Consider the following 18,229-nt stretch of genomic DNA (forward strand, 5'->3'; position numbering starts at 1 on the left):
GGGCGTACCCGCGTGGGTGCGACCCAGATACGCGGCACGGGGCCCGTCACGCGTCCGCCGTCACGCGTGCGTCCGCAGTCCCGCACCGGACGGCGGCGGTCGGGGGGCCCAGCACCCCCGGCGTGTGGCCGCGCGGCGGGACGTCTTCCGAATGAGAGGTGTCACCCATGCTCTCCGAACGACGAGGCGTCAGAGGTGTGGTGGGGGTGTCCCTCCTGTCGTGTCTGGCACTCGTCGCCACCGCCTGCTCCGGTGGCGGCAGCGCGGCGTCGACGGCGACCAGGGGTGTGACGATCAACGTCGCCCTGGCCATCCCCTCTCCGCCCAAGGCGTCCCTCGCGGCGTTCACCAAGTCCACCGGCATCACCGTGCACTGGACGAACATCGACTGGGACAGCCTGCAGACGAAGATCGCGGCGGCGGCGACGGCCCACACCTACTTCGCGGACGCCACGGACGTCGACTGGTCGCGGGTGGGCCAGTTGAGCAAGCTCAAGTGGTTCCACCCGATGCAGAACTACGTCGACACCAAGTCCCTCGCGGCGGACATGCCGCAGATGACGTCGTTCACGGTGGGCAAGGAGGTGGTGGGTGTCCCCTTCGACGCGTCGTTCCTGACGACCACCGTGAACAAGAAGATGTTCGCCGATGCCGGCATCACCGCCATGCCCAGGACGATGGCGCAGTACACCGCGGACCTCAGGCGGATCAGGTCGAAGGGGGTCGTCGACCACCCCCTGGACATACCGTTCGCGGCGGCCGAGGGCCTGTCCACCTACTGGTACCAGGCCACGGCCGCGTTCGGCGGCACGGTACTCGACACACACGGCAGACCCCGGTTCACGAGTCCGGGCTCCGCCGGGTACAAGGCCGCGCAGTGGATGGTCGACGCGATGAGGCAGGGCCTGGTGCCCCCCGGCAACATCAACACCACCGACAGCCAGGGCACCCAGACGGAGATGGCCAAGGGCACGGTCGCCAGTGTCTTCAGCGACTACTCGGGCAACGTGGGCAGCCTCTACGACGTCCCCTCCTCCTCGACCGTCGTCAAGCAGGTCGGCTACCTCGCCCCGCCCGGCGCCGGCGGCCCCGCACCCAACCTGAGCAACCCCGACGGCATCGGCATCCCCCAGGCCGCCAAGTACCCGGTGGCCGCGGCGAAGTTCATCAAGTGGTTCACCGCCGCGGACAACCAGGCCGCGTTCGCGGGCCTCGACGGGCCGGACAAGACGCTGCGGACCTACAGCCTGCCCTCCCGGCTGAGCGCGGTGCACAAGCTCGCCGCCAAGGGAGACCTGGTCGGCGCCTCGGCCATGAGCACCATGCTGGCGTCCGGCACCCGCCCCGTCTTCCCCGGCGGAGCACCCTCGTGGTACCCGCAGTTCTCCAACGCCGTCTACACCAACCTGCACGCGGCCGCCACCGGGAGCCTGAGCGTCAAGGGGGCGATCAAGGCGATCGCGGGCACCGCGAACCGGCTCGCCAGTGGATCGTGAGGGAGCACGCACCGGCCGTGAGGTACCGCCCATGACACGCCCCCCACTCGACACACTGCCGAGGACACCACAGGACACCGGCGCGGACCGGGACGCGGCACCCGGCGCCAGGCGCCGGCGCAGGTTCGATCCACTGCCCTACCTGCTCGTGTCCCCCCTGGCCCTGTTCATCGTCGCCCTGGCACTGGTGCCCGCCGTCTTCACCATCGTCGAGTCCTTCTTCCGGGTCGACGCCCTGGACCCGCCGACGCGGTTCATCGGGCTGGGCAACTTCCGAAGCCTGCTCCATTCGGCCGCGGTGCGCACCGCGGCCGGCAACACGATGCTGTACGTACTGATCGGCGTGGCGCTGTCCACCGTCCTCGGCATCGTCATGGCGATCACCCTTCAGCACCGGTTCGCCGGCCGCTCGGTGCTCATCGCCGTCCTCATCCTGCCGTGGGCGCTGCCCGGGGTCGTCGAGGGCATCGTGTGGAGCGGGATCTGGGACGCCAACTCCGGACTGCTCAACAGCGTGCTCACCTCCCTGCACCTGATCGACCACTACCAGACCTTCCTCGGCCACGGCCGCCTGGAGACGATCGCACTGATCGAGCTGGTGCAGGTGTGGCAGATCACGCCCCTGTCGGCGCTGCTGGTGCTGGCCTCGCTGCAGAACATCCCGCACGACCTGTACGAGGCGGCGAAGCTGGACGGCTGCTCGTCATGGGCGGCCTTCCGGCGCGTCACGCTGCCGCTCGTCAGGCCCGGCATCGCCGTCGCGATGGTGCAGGCGGTGATCGCGACGCTGAACGTGTTCGACCAGCCCTACGTGCTGAACGGCGCGGCGTCCACCGGCTCGTCCGTGATGGCGCAGACCTACTTCATCAGCTTCCAGAACCTGGACTTCGGCGCCGGGTACGCCCTGTCGCTGCTGGTCACCGCGGCCACCCTGGTCCTGTCGTTCCTCGTGGTCAAGTTCGTGCACAGGACGGTGGAGTTCTGATGTCCCTGCGTGTGTTCCGGCGGGTCCGCGTCCGGTGGCTCGGTATCGCGTTCATCCTCCTGTGGTCGCTGGTGCCGATCTACTGGACGATCAACACCAGTCTGCAGAGCGAGGCACAGGCCGGCAGCAAGCCCGCCCACTACCTTCCGCCCACGCCCACGGTACGGAACTACAGCACCCTGCTGGGCGGTTCCGGTGAGGTCTCGGGGCAGATCCGGCAGTCGACGGCCAACATCTTCGTCGAGTGCGGGGCCGCCACCCTCGTCACCGTCGTGCTGTCCACGCTCGCGGCGTACGCCTTCGCGCGGATGACGTTCCGGGGCCGCACCGCGCTGTTCTACGGCGTCCTGGCCACCATGGCCTTCCCCGCCTACACCACACTGATCCCGCTCTACCGCATCCTCGGGGACTTCGGTCTGGTCAACACCTACACCGGCATCGTCCTCGTCTACGTCTCCGGCTTCCTGCCGCTGGCGACCTGGATCATGTACAACTACCTCCTCACCCTGCCGCCGGCCATCGAGGAGGCCGGCCTCGTCGACGGCGCCAGCCGGTTGCAGGTGCTGCGGCACGTGCTCCTCCCGCTTGCCCTGCCCGGCATCGTCTCCGCCACGGTCATCACGTTCCTGTTCTCCTGGACGCAGTTCCTCTTCCCACTGGTCCTGTCGACCGACCAGTCCACCGAACCGCTGACCGTGGTCATCGCGGCCCTGCAGGGGCAGCACGTCGTGCCCTCCACGCTGCTCAGCGCGGCCGGTGTCATCACCATCGCGGTGCCCGCGGTCATCGCCGTCGCCCTCAACCGGTACATCGTCAGCGGCCTGGTCAGCGGGAGCGTGAAGTGACGCGCGCGCACGCGGTGGGCGCCCCGCGGCGCTGAGCGGGGCCCGCACCGCGCCGCCGCACGGCCCCGTCCGCGGTCCGCAACGCCGACCTCCCCGTGCGCCGCCCGCGCCCGGTCGTGGCAAGCTGGCCACGCCGAGCGGACGGCCGCCCTCCTGATGCCGGGCGCGAGCACCCGGCACGGCGGCCGAGAGAAGGGGAAATGCACGGTGGCTGAGGAAGTGCCTGCCCACGACCACGTCCGCGTACCGTCCGACGTCGGATGGACGGGACTGATGACCGCCCACATGCGGGCGGTCGAATCGGCCCGCGACGACCGGCTGTTCACGGACCCCCTCGCCACGGCCCTCGTCGGCATGCTCCAGGACACCGTCCGCACGGGCCGCGACGCGGTGCTGCCGACCGGCCCCGCCGACCTGACCGGTGAGCTCACCGAGACCTGGTACATGCTCTCCACCTATCTGGGTGTGCGGACCGGCTACTACGACCAGGTGGTGCGTGCCGCCGTGGACGACGGTGTCCGGCAGGTGGTGCTGCTCGCCGCCGGGCTCGACGCCCGGGCCTTCCGCCTCGGCCTGCCCGTGGACACCGCGGTGTTCGAGGTCGACACCGCACCCGTCCTGCGCTTCAAGGACCGTGTCGTGGCGGAGGCCGGCCTCAGCCCCACGGTGCGGCGCACCACGGTCGCCGCCGACCTGCGCGGGCCCTGGCACGAGGCGCTCACGCAGGCGGGTCTCGATCCCAGCCTGCGCACCTTGTGGCTGGTGGAGGGGCTGTTCATGTACCTGTCGCCGCAGGACTGCGACGGCCTGCTGGAGCGGTTGACGGCGCTCAGCGGCCCGGGCAGCCGGATCGCGCTGGAGTACTACGAGGACAATCCCCGGCTCGCTGACGCGGGCGTGGCCGACGCGGTCGAGGGCGCCGTGATAGACCGCGTCCTGAGCTTCTTCCAGCCGGGGCCCCCGCTGCCGCCCGGACCGTGGCTCGCCGGGCACGGCTGGACGGCCGAGGTCACCACCCTGGCGGCCGAGACCACCGCCGCCGGGCGGCGGACACCCCTGATGTTCCGGCGCGGCCGTCCCCACGAGGTGAACCTGTGGCTGGCGAGCGGGAGCCTCGGTGACCAGGGGGCCGGCGGCCGCGGGACGGCGTAGCCGGCCACCGTGCCCCGGTGGGTCAGTCCCGCGGCAGCACCTGGACCGTGTCGCCCACGGCCCGCTCGCCGGTGGCGTCGGACGGGTGGGTGACGAGCCGGCCGCCCACGGCCATGGCGGTGGAGCCGCCACCGTCCAGGTTCAGCGCCTCGACGGCACCGAGCGACCTCATGAACGCCGCACCCTCGGCGAGGGTGAACCCCTCACTGCCGCCGGACAGACGGCCGTCGACGGTGACCAGCAGCAGTCTGCCCCTGCCGTCGATGCCGGCCATGGTGCGGGGCTGGCGGGTGTTGGCCCAAGCGTAGCCGAAGGAGAGGTCCGAGGGGTCCACGGTGCCTTCCGCGGCGGCGTCGATGTGGATCCTGCCGTCCGCCACCAGGGTCGGGGCCGCGCTGACGACGCTGTCGTGCGGCCCGAGGACGACCGGCCTGCCCCGGCTGTCGCTGATGGCCGTGCGCACGGTCGCCTTCGCACCGACCACGGCGTGGCCGGTGAGCCAGGCAGCCGCCGAGCCGATGCCCTGGAGCACGGTGTGGCCGGCGGTGACGTCCCCACCGCGGCTGCCGACCGACACGATGCGGCCCCGTGCGTCGACCACCACCTGGGTGCCGGCGCCCGCCGGGAGGGCGTGGCGGTACTCGGGGGTGAAGGCGACGAGGTCGTCCTGCTCGGTGCAGGTGAGGTCCTGCCGGGGCCGTGCGGTCGGGGAGCCGCCGGGCTGGCCGCAGTCGCGCACCAGGCCCGGGGTGCGGTTGACGCCGTGCACGGCGTAGCGGGAGTCGCCGATGCGCGCGGTGGCCGTGGTGGTCAGGTCGGCGATCCTGTTGTGCCGCCCGCCGTCGCCCAGCACGAGCGCGGCACGCGCACCGGACGCCAGCGACTGGACCCGGCCGTCGTAGGCGGCGAGGCCCGCCTGCAGGCCCTGGGCGCCGTCGGCGTCCGAGGTGATGAAGAAGCCGCCGTTCACCCCGACCAGGGAGCCCAGCTCGGCCGCGACCGACGATGTCGTCTCGCGCTGCGCGACGTTCCCGTCGTGGGTGCCCTCGACGGAGCCGGTGAAGGTGCCCGGGTCGATGACCGCCACGCGCACGTGCTCCACGTCCGCGGGCTGGTCCGCGTCGTAACCCGTCCACTCGACCGCGGTGTGGAAGCCGGCGGCGGTGACGAGCGAGGCGGTGTTCTGCGCAGCCTGCTGGGTGGGGTACGAGCCGATGCGGATCCGCACGCCCATCAGGCCGTGCGGTGTGTCGCTGTACCGCGGCCAGGGGACCGGGGTCTCGACGGGGGTGAAACCGGCGGTGCGCAGCTTGGCGGTGGTCCCCGAGGCCCATGTCGTGCCGCCGACCTCGGCCCAGGCCGGTCGGCCGGTGAAGGCGGCCTCGACGGGGGCCTGCACGGTCACCGTCCAGCTCGGGGCGCCGGCGGTGTCCGTGAGCGTTCCGGTGCGCACCTGGACGCCCGGGGCGACGTGCTGTGTCGTCCAGTGCGCCGCGGCCGTGCCGGCCGTGGCGGCGGCGCCGGCCGGTGCCGCCGCCGGGGAGGCGGCCGTCGCGGTGCCGCCGGCCACGGCGAGCGGTGCCGCCACGGCCAGCGCCATGGCCAGGCGCAGAGCGAGCCGGGTGCGGTGACTGCGGCCTCTGCCCGAGCGGTTCTTCATATGTCTCCTTCGTGCGGAGGGCGGTCGCTCGGCCGCAGCCGTGGAGAACGGCCTGATCCGCCCCGGTTCGTCGCGGTGGAGTCCAGCCTCCCGAAGAGAACGCGGCTCCAGGGGTGCGTGTGTGCGGGACGACGGGCCGGTGAACGGCCGGCGACACGGCGCACGGCGGGCGGGGGCCGGCGGGGCGACCACAGGTGTACGAGTGGCGTAAGCACGGCGTCAAAGGTGCCCGAGGTTCCATATGGAAAGCGTCAAGAAGGCTCGGAGCCGGCCGCGGACCACGGTTTCCCCTTCTCGTCCACGGCGGCTCGGGACCTTGCGCCGGCGGGCGGGACCACGATCACCGGGATACGGCAGCGCGAGACCGTGCCGGACGAGGTGGTGCGCCGCGCCGACCAGGTCGAGCTGGTCGTACCTCGCCGGCGGCGCCCTTCTCGGCGAGTCGGGCCGCGCGGCGGGTACCGCCGAGGCCATGGGCGGCACACTCACCGCGGAGGACACGCCCGGCGGCGGTTCGACGATGGTCCTGACGGTGCGCACCGCGACCGGGGGCCGGGGTCGGCCGGTGGCTGCCGGGTCCACGGCGCGGAGCGGGACCCGGGGGAGGCCCGTTGCCGTCCGGCGCCCGGCGGCGGTGCGGGGTGCCCGGCGGTACGGGGTGCCCGGTGGTACGGGGTGCCCGGCGGTGCGCCCGGGCCGGGGTGCGCCGGCCCGGGCGCCGCCCGCCTGCACCGCGCCGGACTAGGACGCGTCCTGCTCCCCGGGTGCGAGGGCGGGCGCGGGCGCGACCGGAGGCGGGGCGCCGGCGGGCCCGGCCGTCTGCCTGGTGTGCTGGTAGGCCCACAGGTCCCGGAAGAGGCCGTCCTCGGCGACGAGTTCCGGGAAGGTGCCCTGCTGGACGACGCGACCCTTGTCCAGGACCAGGATGCGGTCGGCGACGGCGACGTTCGTCAGGCGGTGCGTGATCAGGACGACGGCACGGGTGGCGGCCAGTTCGCGCAGACCCGCGAAGATCCGGTGCTCCCCGAGCGGGTCGAGGGCCGCGGTGGGCTCGTCGAGGACCAGCAGGCCGGCCGGGCGGTAGAACGCGCGGGTGAGCGCGACCCGCTGCCACTGGCCACCGGAGAGCTCCTGCCCGCCCAGCCAGTCGCGGGCCAGCACCGTGTCCAGACCTGAGCGCAGCTCGGTGACCACCTCGTCGGCGCCCGACGCGGCGCACGCGCTGTGGATGCGCTCGTCGCCGCCGGGGACGGGCTGGCCCAGGGTGATGTTCTCGCGGGCGGTGAGCGGCCAGCGCGCGTAGTCCTGCGGCACCAGGGCCACGTGCGACCACATGGCGTCCGGGTCGAGGTCGCCGGTGGGGACGCCGTCCCAGGTGACCGAGCCGGTGGTCGGCAGGTAGAGCCCGCTGAGCACCTTGGCCAGCGTGGTCTTCCCGCTGCCGTTGTAGCCGACCAGCGCGACGACCTCGCCGCGCCGCAGGGTCAGCGACACACCGCGCAGCGCGTCCTGGGCCGCCTCCTCGTAGCGGAAGACGAGGTCGCGTACGGCGATCTCCCGGGGTTCGGCCGGCACGGTGGTGCCGCGCGACATGCCGTAGCCGCCGGCCTCCCGCAGGAAATCGGACCAGTCGTCCATGTACAGGCCGGTGCGCATGATGCGGGCCCCGCCGGAGACCAGGCCCCGCAGCGCCGTGCCGACCGTGCTCAGGGCGAAGACGGCCGTGCCGGCGTGCTGGACGCTCATCCGGCCGGTGGCCAGCAGCCACACCACCGCGGCCCAGACCGCGGCGGAGGCCAGTCCGCCGCAGACCGCGCCCAGCAGGGACATCCAGGCGCCGGTGTCCGCGGCACGCCGGTCCGCGTCGTTGATGCGCCGGGTGATCCGCCGGTAGCGGTCGACCAGGAAGTCGGACATGGTGCCCGCGCGGATCTGGTCGGCGGCGTACCGGTCGCACACGTGCCAGCGCAGGATGGCGAGCATCCGCAGGTCGCCGCTGGACCGCAGCCGCGCCAGGTACCGCACCCGCGCCGCACTGATCTGCGCCACGGCCTGCGGGAAGCTGGCCAGCGCCAGCAGGGGCAGGAGTGCGGGGTGCAGCGCCGTCAGCACCCCCGCCCCGGCGATCAGGGAGGCGAGCGAGGCGATCAGGTCCTGGCCCTCGGCCACCAGGTCCTGGGCGACCTCGGCACCGCGGTCGGCGGCCTCCTTGCGGTGGTTGAAGCCGGGCGCGTCGTAGGCGGACAACTCGACCCTGGTGACCGCCTGCACGAGGCTGCGTTCCGCCTCCCGCGACATCTGCGGGCCCAACCGCGAGGACAGCCACACCACGATGATGCTCAGCAGGGCCCGCAGCGCGGCCGCACCGCCCAGCATCGCCAGCGAGGGCCACGCCGACAGCAGCCGCTGGTAGACGTCGCCGCCGGCCAGCAGGGCGCCGAGCGTTCCGCTGACCGCGAGGAGCCCGAGCGCCTGCATCGCGCCGGAGGCGGCCTGGCAGACCAGCAGTCCCAGGGCGGCCCAGCGGTCGATCTCCCAGGCAAGCGCGACCGAGCGGCGCACCAGCCGGGGCAGCCGCCGCGCCATGTCCAGCAGCCGGATCTGCCGCGCGGCCCGCTCCCGGCTGCCGGTCTTGTCGATGAACCGCAGCTCCTCTCCTTCGCTCGGCTCTGCCTCGTGGATCCGCTGCCGCCCGCCGCGCGGTGCGCGGCGTCGCATGCTCGCCATCTGCTCCTGTTCTCCTTCCACGGGTTCCTGCGGGCGTCCTGCGGTGACCGGGTGCGGTCTCAACCGCACGCCCGGGCAGGGCCGGCGGCCCATGGCGGGAGCGGGCCGGTGTTCGAACGGGCCGGGCGGGGCGGGGCATGGGGAGCGGAGAACACGGTTCCTCCGGGAGGGTGCGCGGATGGGTACACGTGCTCTAGAGAACGCCCCGGCGGGCCGCCCGTAACGGGCCGCGCGGGGGCAGATCGTGGACGTATGTTCCATCCCCGGACGGGGGTCGAACGGCGGCTGGTGCGAGGGCGGGCGACGGTGGGCGGTCCCGTTCGATCGCCGGCCGCCCCGTGCCGCCGCGCCGGGCACGGGCACCGCGGCGGCGGTGGTCTGGCGGTGCCCGGTCGTCCCGGGGGCGTGCGCGCCCGGGACCGGGTGGCGGTCGCGGGTGCGGTGCCCGCCACCGGCCGGTGGGCCGGCGGCTCAGGGGTGCGGCGCCACGGTCACCCGGCAGGGCGCGTGGTGCAGCATCGCGTGCGTCACCGGGCCGAGCCGATGGCCGACCCGGCTCCCGCGCCGGGCGCGCACCGACGACGAGCAGCGCGGCGGAGCGCGACACCGCCCGCAGGATGTCCACCGCGCGCCCCGCGCGCAGTGCGCGGTGGACGACGACACCGGGGAACTCGCCTTCGACGAGGCCCATGACCTCGTTCATGCGCCGGCGTGCGGCGGCCAGGTGCGACCGCCGTGCCTCGTCGAGCAGGCCGGTGTGCGCCGCCGGTGCCCGCGCCTCGGACATCAGCCAGGCGTGCACGGCCCCCACCGCGGCACCCAGCAGCCGAATTATGGGCATTCAGAGGGCCCGAGGGGGCTCAGTCGCAGAATTCACCGCTCAAGCCGTCGGCCAGGGGCGACTCGGGGCGCGCCCCTTCGAGCAGAGGGGTTGTATCCAGAAGGCAGGGTCTCAGACCCTCTTCGGCCCCTGCCGTAGAAGTGCAGCAGCCGGTACGCCAGGAACTCCGCGACACTGAGGTCTTTCCCACCTCGTACTGCTGGTGCGAGGTGGCGGCTCAGGACGGCTTTGACCAGGTCGGTGATGCGAGTGGTGCCGCATGGCAGCCTGTGCAGGAGTCGCCAGGTCCTCAGAGTCGCCATGGCCTGTTCGCCGAGTGCTCGGGTCTCGGGGTGGGGCCGATGGCGGCTCGCTGCCCGGCCGAGAGGTTCTTCCGGGGTGGGCGCGCAGGCAGTCCCGGGAGATTTGCTGGTTCCGGGTGGGCCAACTCTCCAAGGTCACCACGTGCAGGACATGGCTGCGGGCCCCGCCGTCTGCGCGGATGTCCAGCAGTCGGTCAGTCATCCCGTCGTCGTGCGGGTGGAAGCCGAGGTCGGCGAGCGCCGCCTGGTGGGGCGCGGCGTGCGTGAGGCCGTGGACGGCGGCCATCAGATCGATGACGGGCTTGGCCGCCAATCCCGGCACAGAGGTTGAGCCGATGGTCTCGATCCTCACGAACGGCCCAGGTGCCGCTGCCCGGAGAGCATCGAGGGCAGTAGCGGCCTGCCGGGGCCGGCTCGGGTCATGGTCGGCTACGTGGCCGGCGCTGGGCTCGGACACGGCTGTCATCGTGGTCAGCACACGCTGCGATGTCCACCGGACTTCCGTCCAGCCGGCACGCCCGCTGCGGACCGGGCACCCGGTCCGCAGCGGGGGAGGTGGGCGAGAAACGGGCCGCCGGCGCTCCTGACGGCGTCGGCGGCCGCTCGTTCAGCGGTGGGTGTGCGCCTGCGGCGTCCAGTCCTTGAACTGACCGCTGTCGTAGAGGAGTCCGAGCATGTAGAGCATGCCGTCGTAGTAGCGGGCCTGGCCCGAGGGGATCGGGGTGTTCCACAGGTCGCGGACGAAGTCCTTGCGGTCGGCGGCGTTGGCGCTGATCGCACTGGTGGAGTTCATGGCCACCAGGCCCTGGGCGTGCGCCGGCTCGTAGGTGTTCTGGCCGGCAGTCAGCGGTGTGCCGTCCAGGTGGTAGCGGCTGACGTAGGTGGTCACGCCCTGTCCCTGGAAGAAGCGTTCCAGGGTGTTGGAGTACTTCGTCTGCCACGGCTTGGTGCCGAACCAGGAGGCGTCGACGTTGGCGTTGGCGATGACCCGCCAGGCGTCTTCCTGGAAGTTGTGGTCGTAGGCGTTGTCGTCGACCGTTTCGCCGGGCCGCATGTAGGGGGTGCCGTCGAAGTTGGCGTAGCAGGGCGCGAGGCCCGTCTGCGCGTTCGGTGCCTTCTGCAGCATCTTCTCGCCGGCGGTGTACGCCTGGTCCCACAGCGCCTTGTCCGTCGGATCGGCGGCGGCGAAGACCTTGTAGAACGCCGGCAGCGCGTAGGACGGGTCGCTGTAGCCCACCGCGCCAGGCGGGGAGAAGGTGGGCAGGTGGCTGGCCGCGTCGAATATGTTCACGCCGCCGTTGTCGGAGGCGTGCCACATGGCGTGCAGGATCTGCTTGGCCTGCTGCCCGTAGTCGTAGGTGTCCTGGCCGTCGCCCCAGCGGCCGGAGGCCATGGCCAGCGCCGCCGCGATCCACTGGTCGCCGTCGGGAGCCACGCCGGTGCTGAGTACCTTGCCGGTGGTGTCCGTGTGCCAGGCGAAGTAGTACTTCTCGCCACCGCTCTGGATTTGCATTTTCGTCTTGGCGAAGTTCCACAGCGAGTCGAACTCGTGCTTGTGGCCGAGCTGCACGGCGATCATCATGGCGTAGCCCATGCCCTCGGTGCGCACGTCCTGGTTGCCGATGTCCTCGACGTAGGCCAGGTCCGGGGTGAGCTGGTAGTAGATCGACTGGCCGTCGGCATGGGTGGGTGCGGTCCCCGGGTCACCGTGGAACAACTGTTGCCAGGTGGCTTCGATGCGGGCGTCCACGGCCTTCTTGGAGTAGCCTGCGGCGCTGAAGACGTCCGGGTAATGACCGGTGCGCACACCGCCGACCGGGTTGTGCCCGAGGCCGCGGCCGTGCGCGGGGGCATCGGCCGCGAGAGCGGCCGACGGGGCGGTCGCCATGAGGGCGGCTGCCGACAGCAGGGCGACGGCGGCCTTGCGCGCTTTGTTCACAGCTCTGTTCACACGACACCTCCATGTTTCACGTGCGGGTGTGGCCCGGCTGCCGCGTTGAGGGCAGGCCAGAGGCAGGGCGGCCGGGCGGCCAGCGCCCCTGGTTGAGGGGTGTGCTGAAGGGCCCTTCGGTGCCGAAGGGCCGGGTGGAGCGGCTCGTGGGGGGGAGTTGCCTCGCTCGGGGTTCTCCCGGACACGGCTGTCACCCGGTCAGGGCCGGGTGACAACGTAGTTCAGCGCTCGTAATTACGTCAACGGTTTAACAAATTGCTGTGACGGGCTCACGGCGGGTTCGCCGTGAGCCCGTCCGGCACTCGGTGCCGCAGCCCCCCGACCTCATGTGCCACCGGCTATCGGGGGATTGGGCGGCGGCCAGGGCCGGCAGCCGAATCTCTCACTCCGTGGTCGCTATGTGACTGCGCATCATCTTGCAGGAGACGCGGCCCGGCGGTTCACCCGCCCGCCACCCGGCTCACCCCCAACACGCTACGGACCTGCCGCGCATCTTGCCTCCGAACGTCTGCTCGCTCTCGCAGACGAACTCGATGCCAAGATCTTCACCGTCTCCTCGGGCATGTCCTGGTGGGGGTCGCCCACTACCAGCCCAACCCACGCCTGCGCAAGCAGATGGGACGCCCTATCGGATACGGGCAGAAGAATTGCTCCGTTCCATCTGCGTCGGATCTCTTCCGGATCCACCACGCGAGGGGAAGCCAAGGCATGCGGAAACGTGGGCAATAGGCGGATCGAAATTCGAACTCGCCAGTGTGGGAACTTCGAGAAAGGGTGCGCCAGGCCCCGCTGCGGTCATTTCGTCTGTGGGTCATCGAGCACTGGGCACGAAAGGCCAACTCCACTGGCCCGGCCTCGCGCGCAGGCGCCCGCCGGACCTTGGCAGAGAGCATCGTGTGTGCCGGCGAAACCCCGCCCTGGACCCCGGCGAGGAGCGCGGCGGCCTCCTCGTCGACGTCGAGGGAGTCCGGCAGGCGGCCATGGCGCCGGAGGGTCCGCATCCCGGCGGCCAGGTGCTCCTGCCACTGCCGCATGAGCTCGACGACGATGGCGGGCCCCGGGCGTGGAGCGCCCGATCCGGGTGAACAGCGAGCCCATCGGACATATGTCGCCCCGCGTCACGTAACGCTCGACGAGCACGTCCCGCCACCGTTACCAGGCATCCCAGGAGTCGAGACGGCCGAGATGGGGCTGCTGGTCCTCCAGTACCCGGTCGGCCTCGTACCGGGCGACGGCGAGCAGGAGGTCCTCCTGCCGCCGGGGAAGTAGTGGAAGAGCCGGCTCTGGTGCCGGTCCGCATCCGGATGTCGTCCAGCCTCGCCAAGGCGGCACCCGTCTCCCGCAACACCTCGGCCGCACCCTCGACGACGCGCGCCCGAGTGGCCTCGCCCTTCGGCGGCTCCCGAGGTGCCCGGTAAACATGGACCCGCAAGTCCAAGAAACCGGGGGCGGCACCCCGTGCGCGCCGCTCGTCGTCAGGTCGGCCCGGCTGTCGGGCCGGCGGGGACCTTCGGCCCCGTGACGGGGGCCCGCGGGGCGTTCGACAGTGGCCGTGACACTCGCGGACACTCGTCGAGGAGCGGAAAAATGACGCACACAACCGAGTGGAAGGTGCACCTCCACCTCTTCGAGGACGAGGGCACGACGAAGGCACGAGCCGTGGTGGACACCGGGACCACGTCGGTCGTGGGCAACGGCCTCGCCCGTTGCAACCCGGGCGATCGCGACGTACCCGAGATCGGCGACGAGCTGGCGGCCGGGCGGGCGATGCGCGACATCGCCCAGCAGCTCCTGGGCACGGCGCAGCGCGACATCGAGAGCGTGAACGCACCGTCCCAGCAGGGCAGCGGTGCTCCCTGGCCGATGTAGCACCGTCGGCCGCGACGGCCCCGCGACGGCCCCGGTGCGGCAGCGGTCCGGGAGAACCGGGCACGACGCCGCGGCCGGCCGCGGCCCATGGCGGGCCGGCGGGGGAGGGGCGTGCGCGGCCCCCGGGGACGCCGGCGGTGCGCACCGGCGGCCCGGGGACGCAGGGCGGTGCGCGCCCCGGTCGGGGGACCGCGCAGCGCCCCGGCCGGGAGGAGCGTGCGGGACGCGGGACGCGGGACGCGCCGGACGCGGGGCCCCGAGGGCTCGGGGCAAGGGCGGCAGCGCGGGGCAGGAGCGGCAGCGCAGAGAGGAGGGGCCGTGCCGGACGCCATGACCACCGACCTGTACGAGGTCACCATGGCGCTCTCGTACGTCGAGGAGGGCCTGACGGCACCGGCCACCTTCAGCCTGTTCGTCCGGGACCTGCCGCCCGAGCGAGGCTTCCTGGTCGCGGCCGGTCTCGGGTCCGTGCTCGACCACCTCGCGGGGTTCCGGGTGGGCCGCGCGGACACCGAGGCGTACGCGACGGCCCTGCACCGGCCGCCCGGCGACCTCGAACCACTGCTGGGGCTGGAGTTCACCGGCGAGGTCCGCGCGGTGCCGGAGGGCCGGACCGTGCTGGCAGGAGAGCCGCTGCTGGAGGTGACCGCTCCGCTGCCGGAGGCGCAGTTGGTCGAGACGTGCCTGCTCAACCTGGTCAGCCACCAGACGCTGGTGGCGTCCAAGGCCGCCCGCCCGGTCCTCGCCGCGGACGGCCGCGAGGTCGTGGACTTCTCGCTGCGCCGCACCCAGGGCATCGACGCCGGCATGCAGGCGGCACGGCTGGGCGCGCTGGTGGGCTTCACGGCGACCAGCAACGTGGCGGCGGCCGCCGCCTACGGGCTGACCGCCACGGGCACCATGGCGCACTCCTACATCGAGGCGTTCCCCGACGAGGAGAGCGCGTTCCGGGCCTTCGCCCGCACCCACCCGGGTCCGGTGACCTTCCTCGTCGACACCTACGACACCGGCCGGGGCGTGGCCACGGCCGCCCGGGTGATGCGCGACCTCGGCCTCGGCCCCGGCTGCGCCGTCCGGCTGGACTCCGGTGACCTCGGCGCCCTGGCGCGGCGCACCAGGCGGGCGCTGGACGACGCGGGACTGCCCGAGGTGGGCATCGTGGCGAGCGGCGGCCTCGACGAGTACCGGGTGGCGGACCTCGTGGCATCCGGCGCACCGGTCGACGTCTTCGCGGTCGGCACCCGCGTCGGTGTCTCGGCCGACGCCCCGTACCTGGACTCCGCCTACAAGCTCGTCGCCTACGACGGCCGGCCGGTGATGAAGCTGTCGTCCGCCAAGGCCACGGCACCGGGTGCGAAGCAGGTCTTCCGGACCGCGGACCACACCGACGTCATCGCACTGCGCGACGAGGAGCCGCCGCACGGGAGCCGTCCGGTGCTGGGGACGGTGATGGCCGGGGGCCGCAGGACGGGTGGCACGGAGCCGCTCGCACGGGCACACGAGAGGTTCACCGCCGATCTCGCGTCCCTGCCCGCAGCGGCCCGACGCATCCGGGACCCGCAACCACCCCGCCCAAGGTTCTCCGCACCCCTGCGCCGGCTGACGAAGGACGTGCGCCGCAGGATCGAGCGCGAGAACCTCGCCCCGCTGGGGTGAGCGGCCGCGTCCGCCGGCCCTCCGGGTGTGCGCCGTCCCGGATCAGGTCGCCGGGCCGGCGGCGTCCGGCGCGCCGCCGCTTCCCCCGGCCTCGCCGAAGCGGACGTCCACCACGCCCTCCACGGCCTGCACGGCCCGGGTCACCAGGGGGATCATCGCACTGTCCGGCGCACGCCCGGCCAGGGTGACCACACCGTCCCGTACGGAGAGTTCCATCCGTGCGGCCGCCGGCATCGAGGGGAGCACCGTCTCCCTGATTTCCTCGGCTATCTCCTCGTCCGGTCGCAGGAACACCGTCAGGAGGTCGCCGCGGCTGACCACGCCCTGCAGCAGACCCGCATCGTCCGTCACCGGCAGCCTTTTGATGTGCAGCCGGTCCATGATGCGTGCGGCATCGGCGATGGTGGTGTCGGCGTGCACGGTGACCGCGGGGGTCGACATCAGGTCCTCGGCGTACTGGGCGGCGGCCTTGGCGGCTTCGTCGAGCGTGGGGGAGGTTCGTCGGGGGTCCTCGGTGCGGTACTCCTCCTTGAGCAGCAGGTCGGCCTCCGAGACGACACCGATCACCCGGCCCTCGCCCTCCAGCACGGGCAGCGCGCTGACGTCCCACTGCCGCATCAGCTCGACCATCTCCTTGTACGCTGCCCGGGGCCCCACGGCGACCGCGGTGGAGGTCATCACATCACTCACGATGTGCGGTGCCGCCGTCATCCGTGATCTCCTCCGTCCACGTCGCGCTCGAACCGGCCGTCGCAGCGTGAGGTCCGCCCCTGTCGAAGCTGTTGCTGCCCGGCACCCGGACGCACCCCGGCCCGCGGCCGGCCCACCTGCCCACCCGATACCGCCGCACACCAAGCGTGCCGCCGGGCACCTCCGGCCGTTTAGGGCCCTACGGGGCAAACCCGCCGTCCGGACGACCCCGGCCGCCCCCACCAGGCGCGGGAAGCGTCACGCCGTGTGCCTGCCCGGGCCCGGAGCCCTCGTCAGTCCCCGGGCAGCGGAACGTCCCAGGTGAGCGTGGTGCCGCCGGTGGGGGGCCTGGCCAGTTGCAGGGAGCCGCCGAGCTGGGCGGCGCGTTCCGCCAGGTTCCGCAGGCCGCTGCGGCGGCCTCGCTCCGGGATGCCCACGCCGTCGTCGGAGACGGTCAGCCGCACCCGCCGCCCGTCGGTGCGCAGCACCACCTCCACCCGTGCCGCCTCCGCATGCCGGGCGACATTGCTCAGGGCCTCCGAGACCACCGCCACCACATGGTCGGCGATGCCGGTGGGCACCTGCGTGTCGAGCAGCCCCTCCAGCCGCACGGCGGGTGCGAACCCGAGGGCGCCGGCCGCCTCGCCCACCGCACGCACCACCCGGGCCCGCAGGCCCCGCCCGGTGGCCTCCTCGTGCTCGCGCAGCCCGAAGATCGTCGAACGGATGATCTTTATGGTCTCGTCCAGGTCCGTCACGGCGCGGTCCACCCGTTCCAGCGCCCCCGCGTGCTCGATGAAGCGCCCGGCGCTCTGCAGGGTCATCCCCGTCGCGAACAACCGCTGGATCGCCAGGTCGTGCAGGTCCCTGGCGATCCGGTCGCGGTCCTCCAGCAGCACGATGTGCTCGGCGTCGCTGCGCCGGTCGGCCAGTTCCATGGCGAGGGCCGCCTGGCCCGCGAAGGCCAGCAGCAGCTCGGTCTCCTTCCTGGAGAAGACCGTCTCCCCGGCCCGGCGGGCCAGCAGCACCACACCGCGCACTCCCGCGCCGGTGCCGATGGGCACCGCCACCGCGGGCCCGAGGCCGGCGAACCGCGGGGGGCCCGTCGAGACACGGACGTCCTTGCCGACGTCCGGGCTGATCACCGGCGCCGCCGCGGTGAACGCGGCGCCCATGAAGGTGCCCTCCACCGGCAGTACGAGCCCCCGGTGCTCGGTGGCCTGCTCCCCGATCGCCAGCTCCACCGTGAGTTGCGCACCGTCCTCGGTCGGCACCGCGACCACGGCGAGCGAGGCGACCATGATCTCCCGCGCGCGTTCGGCGATCAGGTGCAGCACCTCGGTGCGCGACGTGCCCGACAGCAGTCCGTAGGTGATCTCCGCGTTGGCCCGCAGCCAGCGCTCGCGCCGCTTGGACTCCTCGTACAGGCGGGCGTTGTCGATGGCGACGCCGGCCGCCACGGCGAGCGTGGCCAGCACGGACTCGTCCTCCTCGTCGAACCGTGCCCCGCCGCGCTTCTCGGTGAGGTACAGATTGCCGAAGACCTGGTCCCTGACCCGGATGGGAACCCCGAGGAAGGTGTTCATCGGCGGGTGGTGCGCGGGGAAGCCGTACGAGGAGGGGTGTTCGGAGATCTTGGCCAGCCTGAGCGGTTGCGGATCCCTGATCAGCTCTCCCAGGATGCCGTGGCCCTCGGGGAAGTGCCCGATGGCGGCGATCTCCTCGTCCCCGATCCCCACGGTCAGGAAGTCGGAGAGCCGCTTGCCGTCCGGCGCGATCACGCCGAGCGCGGCGTACCTGGCGTCGACCAGCACGGCCGCCGCCTCCACGATGCGCCGCAGCACCTGCTGGAGGTCCAGTTCGCTGCCGACGGACAGTACCGCCTCCAGCAGCCTGTGCACCCGGTCCCGGGTACTGCGGGCGGCATCGAGGCGGGCCTGCAGCTCCTCCAGCAGCTCGTCCAGCCTCAACTGCGGCAGTGGCACGGGGACGCCTTCTGAGCTCTCCACCGCTGATTCCTCCCGGCCCGGCCGGCCGACGGACTCCGCCTTCACC

11 protein-coding genes and 3 pseudogenes are annotated in these 18,229 nt (G+C 72.6%); 6 read left to right on the forward strand and 8 right to left on the reverse strand.

Features of this window, described 5'->3' with window-relative positions; genetic code table 11:
- Positions 1-167: 167 nt before the first annotated feature.
- From IE313_RS22090 to IE313_RS22105, 4 genes are all read left to right on the forward strand, one after another.
- Positions 168-1,496, forward strand: a complete 1,329-nt coding sequence (locus IE313_RS22090; RefSeq protein WP_189934928.1) for an ABC transporter substrate-binding protein — start codon at positions 168-170, stop codon at positions 1,494-1,496.
- A gap of 31 nt (positions 1,497-1,527) precedes the next feature.
- Entirely contained in the window at positions 1,528-2,481 is a 954-nt protein-coding gene (locus IE313_RS22095; RefSeq protein WP_189934930.1) for a carbohydrate ABC transporter permease, read from the forward strand.
- Positions 2,481-3,326, forward strand: coding sequence for a carbohydrate ABC transporter permease (locus IE313_RS22100; protein WP_189934932.1), 846 nt, complete (start codon positions 2,481-2,483; stop codon positions 3,324-3,326). The genes IE313_RS22095 and IE313_RS22100 overlap by 1 nt, the downstream gene beginning before the upstream one ends.
- 207 nt (positions 3,327-3,533) lie before the next feature.
- Positions 3,534-4,478: an SAM-dependent methyltransferase gene (locus IE313_RS22105; RefSeq protein ID WP_189934934.1), complete on the forward strand. Its 945-nt coding sequence runs from the start codon at positions 3,534-3,536 to the stop codon at positions 4,476-4,478.
- A 22-nt stretch (positions 4,479-4,500) separates the two neighbouring features.
- On the opposite strand, the gene IE313_RS22110 is transcribed toward IE313_RS22105, so the two are convergent.
- The 6 genes and pseudogenes from IE313_RS22110 to IE313_RS35390 all read right to left on the reverse strand — a co-directional run.
- Positions 4,501-6,138, reverse strand: coding sequence for a phosphodiester glycosidase family protein (locus IE313_RS22110; RefSeq protein ID WP_189934937.1), 1,638 nt, complete (start codon positions 6,136-6,138; stop codon positions 4,501-4,503).
- Between the two features lie 741 nt (positions 6,139-6,879).
- Entirely contained in the window at positions 6,880-8,856 is a 1,977-nt protein-coding gene (locus IE313_RS22115) for an ABC transporter ATP-binding protein (RefSeq protein ID WP_189935248.1), read from the reverse strand.
- A 1,041-nt stretch (positions 8,857-9,897) separates the two neighbouring features.
- A pseudogene (locus IE313_RS35380) lies at positions 9,898-10,073 on the reverse strand (IS5/IS1182 family transposase); the annotation flags it as partial.
- A gap of 62 nt (positions 10,074-10,135) precedes the next feature.
- A pseudogene (locus tag IE313_RS35385) lies at positions 10,136-10,474 on the reverse strand (GrpB family protein); the annotation flags it as partial.
- A gap of 141 nt (positions 10,475-10,615) precedes the next feature.
- On the reverse strand, positions 10,616-11,959 hold the full coding sequence (locus IE313_RS22125) for a family 8 glycosyl hydrolase (protein WP_189934939.1): 1,344 nt from the start codon (positions 11,957-11,959) through the stop codon (positions 10,616-10,618).
- 905 nt (positions 11,960-12,864) lie between these two features.
- Positions 12,865-13,391 (reverse strand): annotated as a pseudogene (locus tag IE313_RS35390) (TetR/AcrR family transcriptional regulator); the annotation flags it as partial.
- A 155-nt stretch (positions 13,392-13,546) separates the two neighbouring features.
- On the opposite strand from IE313_RS35390, the gene IE313_RS22135 reads away from it, so the two are divergent.
- Together IE313_RS22135 and IE313_RS22140 are read left to right on the forward strand one after the other, a co-directional pair.
- Positions 13,547-13,828, forward strand: coding sequence for a DUF1876 domain-containing protein (locus tag IE313_RS22135; protein ID WP_189934943.1), 282 nt, complete (start codon positions 13,547-13,549; stop codon positions 13,826-13,828).
- A gap of 318 nt (positions 13,829-14,146) precedes the next feature.
- Positions 14,147-15,484, forward strand: coding sequence for a nicotinate phosphoribosyltransferase (locus IE313_RS22140; RefSeq protein ID WP_189934945.1), 1,338 nt, complete (start codon positions 14,147-14,149; stop codon positions 15,482-15,484).
- Between the two features lie 42 nt (positions 15,485-15,526).
- Here the strand turns inward: IE313_RS22140 and IE313_RS22145 are convergent, their stop codons facing one another.
- Entirely contained in the window at positions 15,527-16,195 is a 669-nt protein-coding gene (locus IE313_RS22145; protein ID WP_189934947.1) for a CBS domain-containing protein, read from the reverse strand.
- Positions 16,196-16,467: 272 nt separating this feature from the next.
- Positions 16,468-18,183, reverse strand: a complete 1,716-nt coding sequence (locus IE313_RS22150; RefSeq protein WP_229924849.1) for a sensor histidine kinase — start codon at positions 18,181-18,183, stop codon at positions 16,468-16,470.
- Positions 18,184-18,229 lie beyond the last annotated feature (46 nt).

Source organism: Streptomyces sulfonofaciens (assembly GCF_014656295.1).
In the GTDB taxonomy this organism is placed as follows: Bacteria; Actinomycetota; Actinomycetes; order Streptomycetales; family Streptomycetaceae; genus Streptomyces; species Streptomyces sulfonofaciens.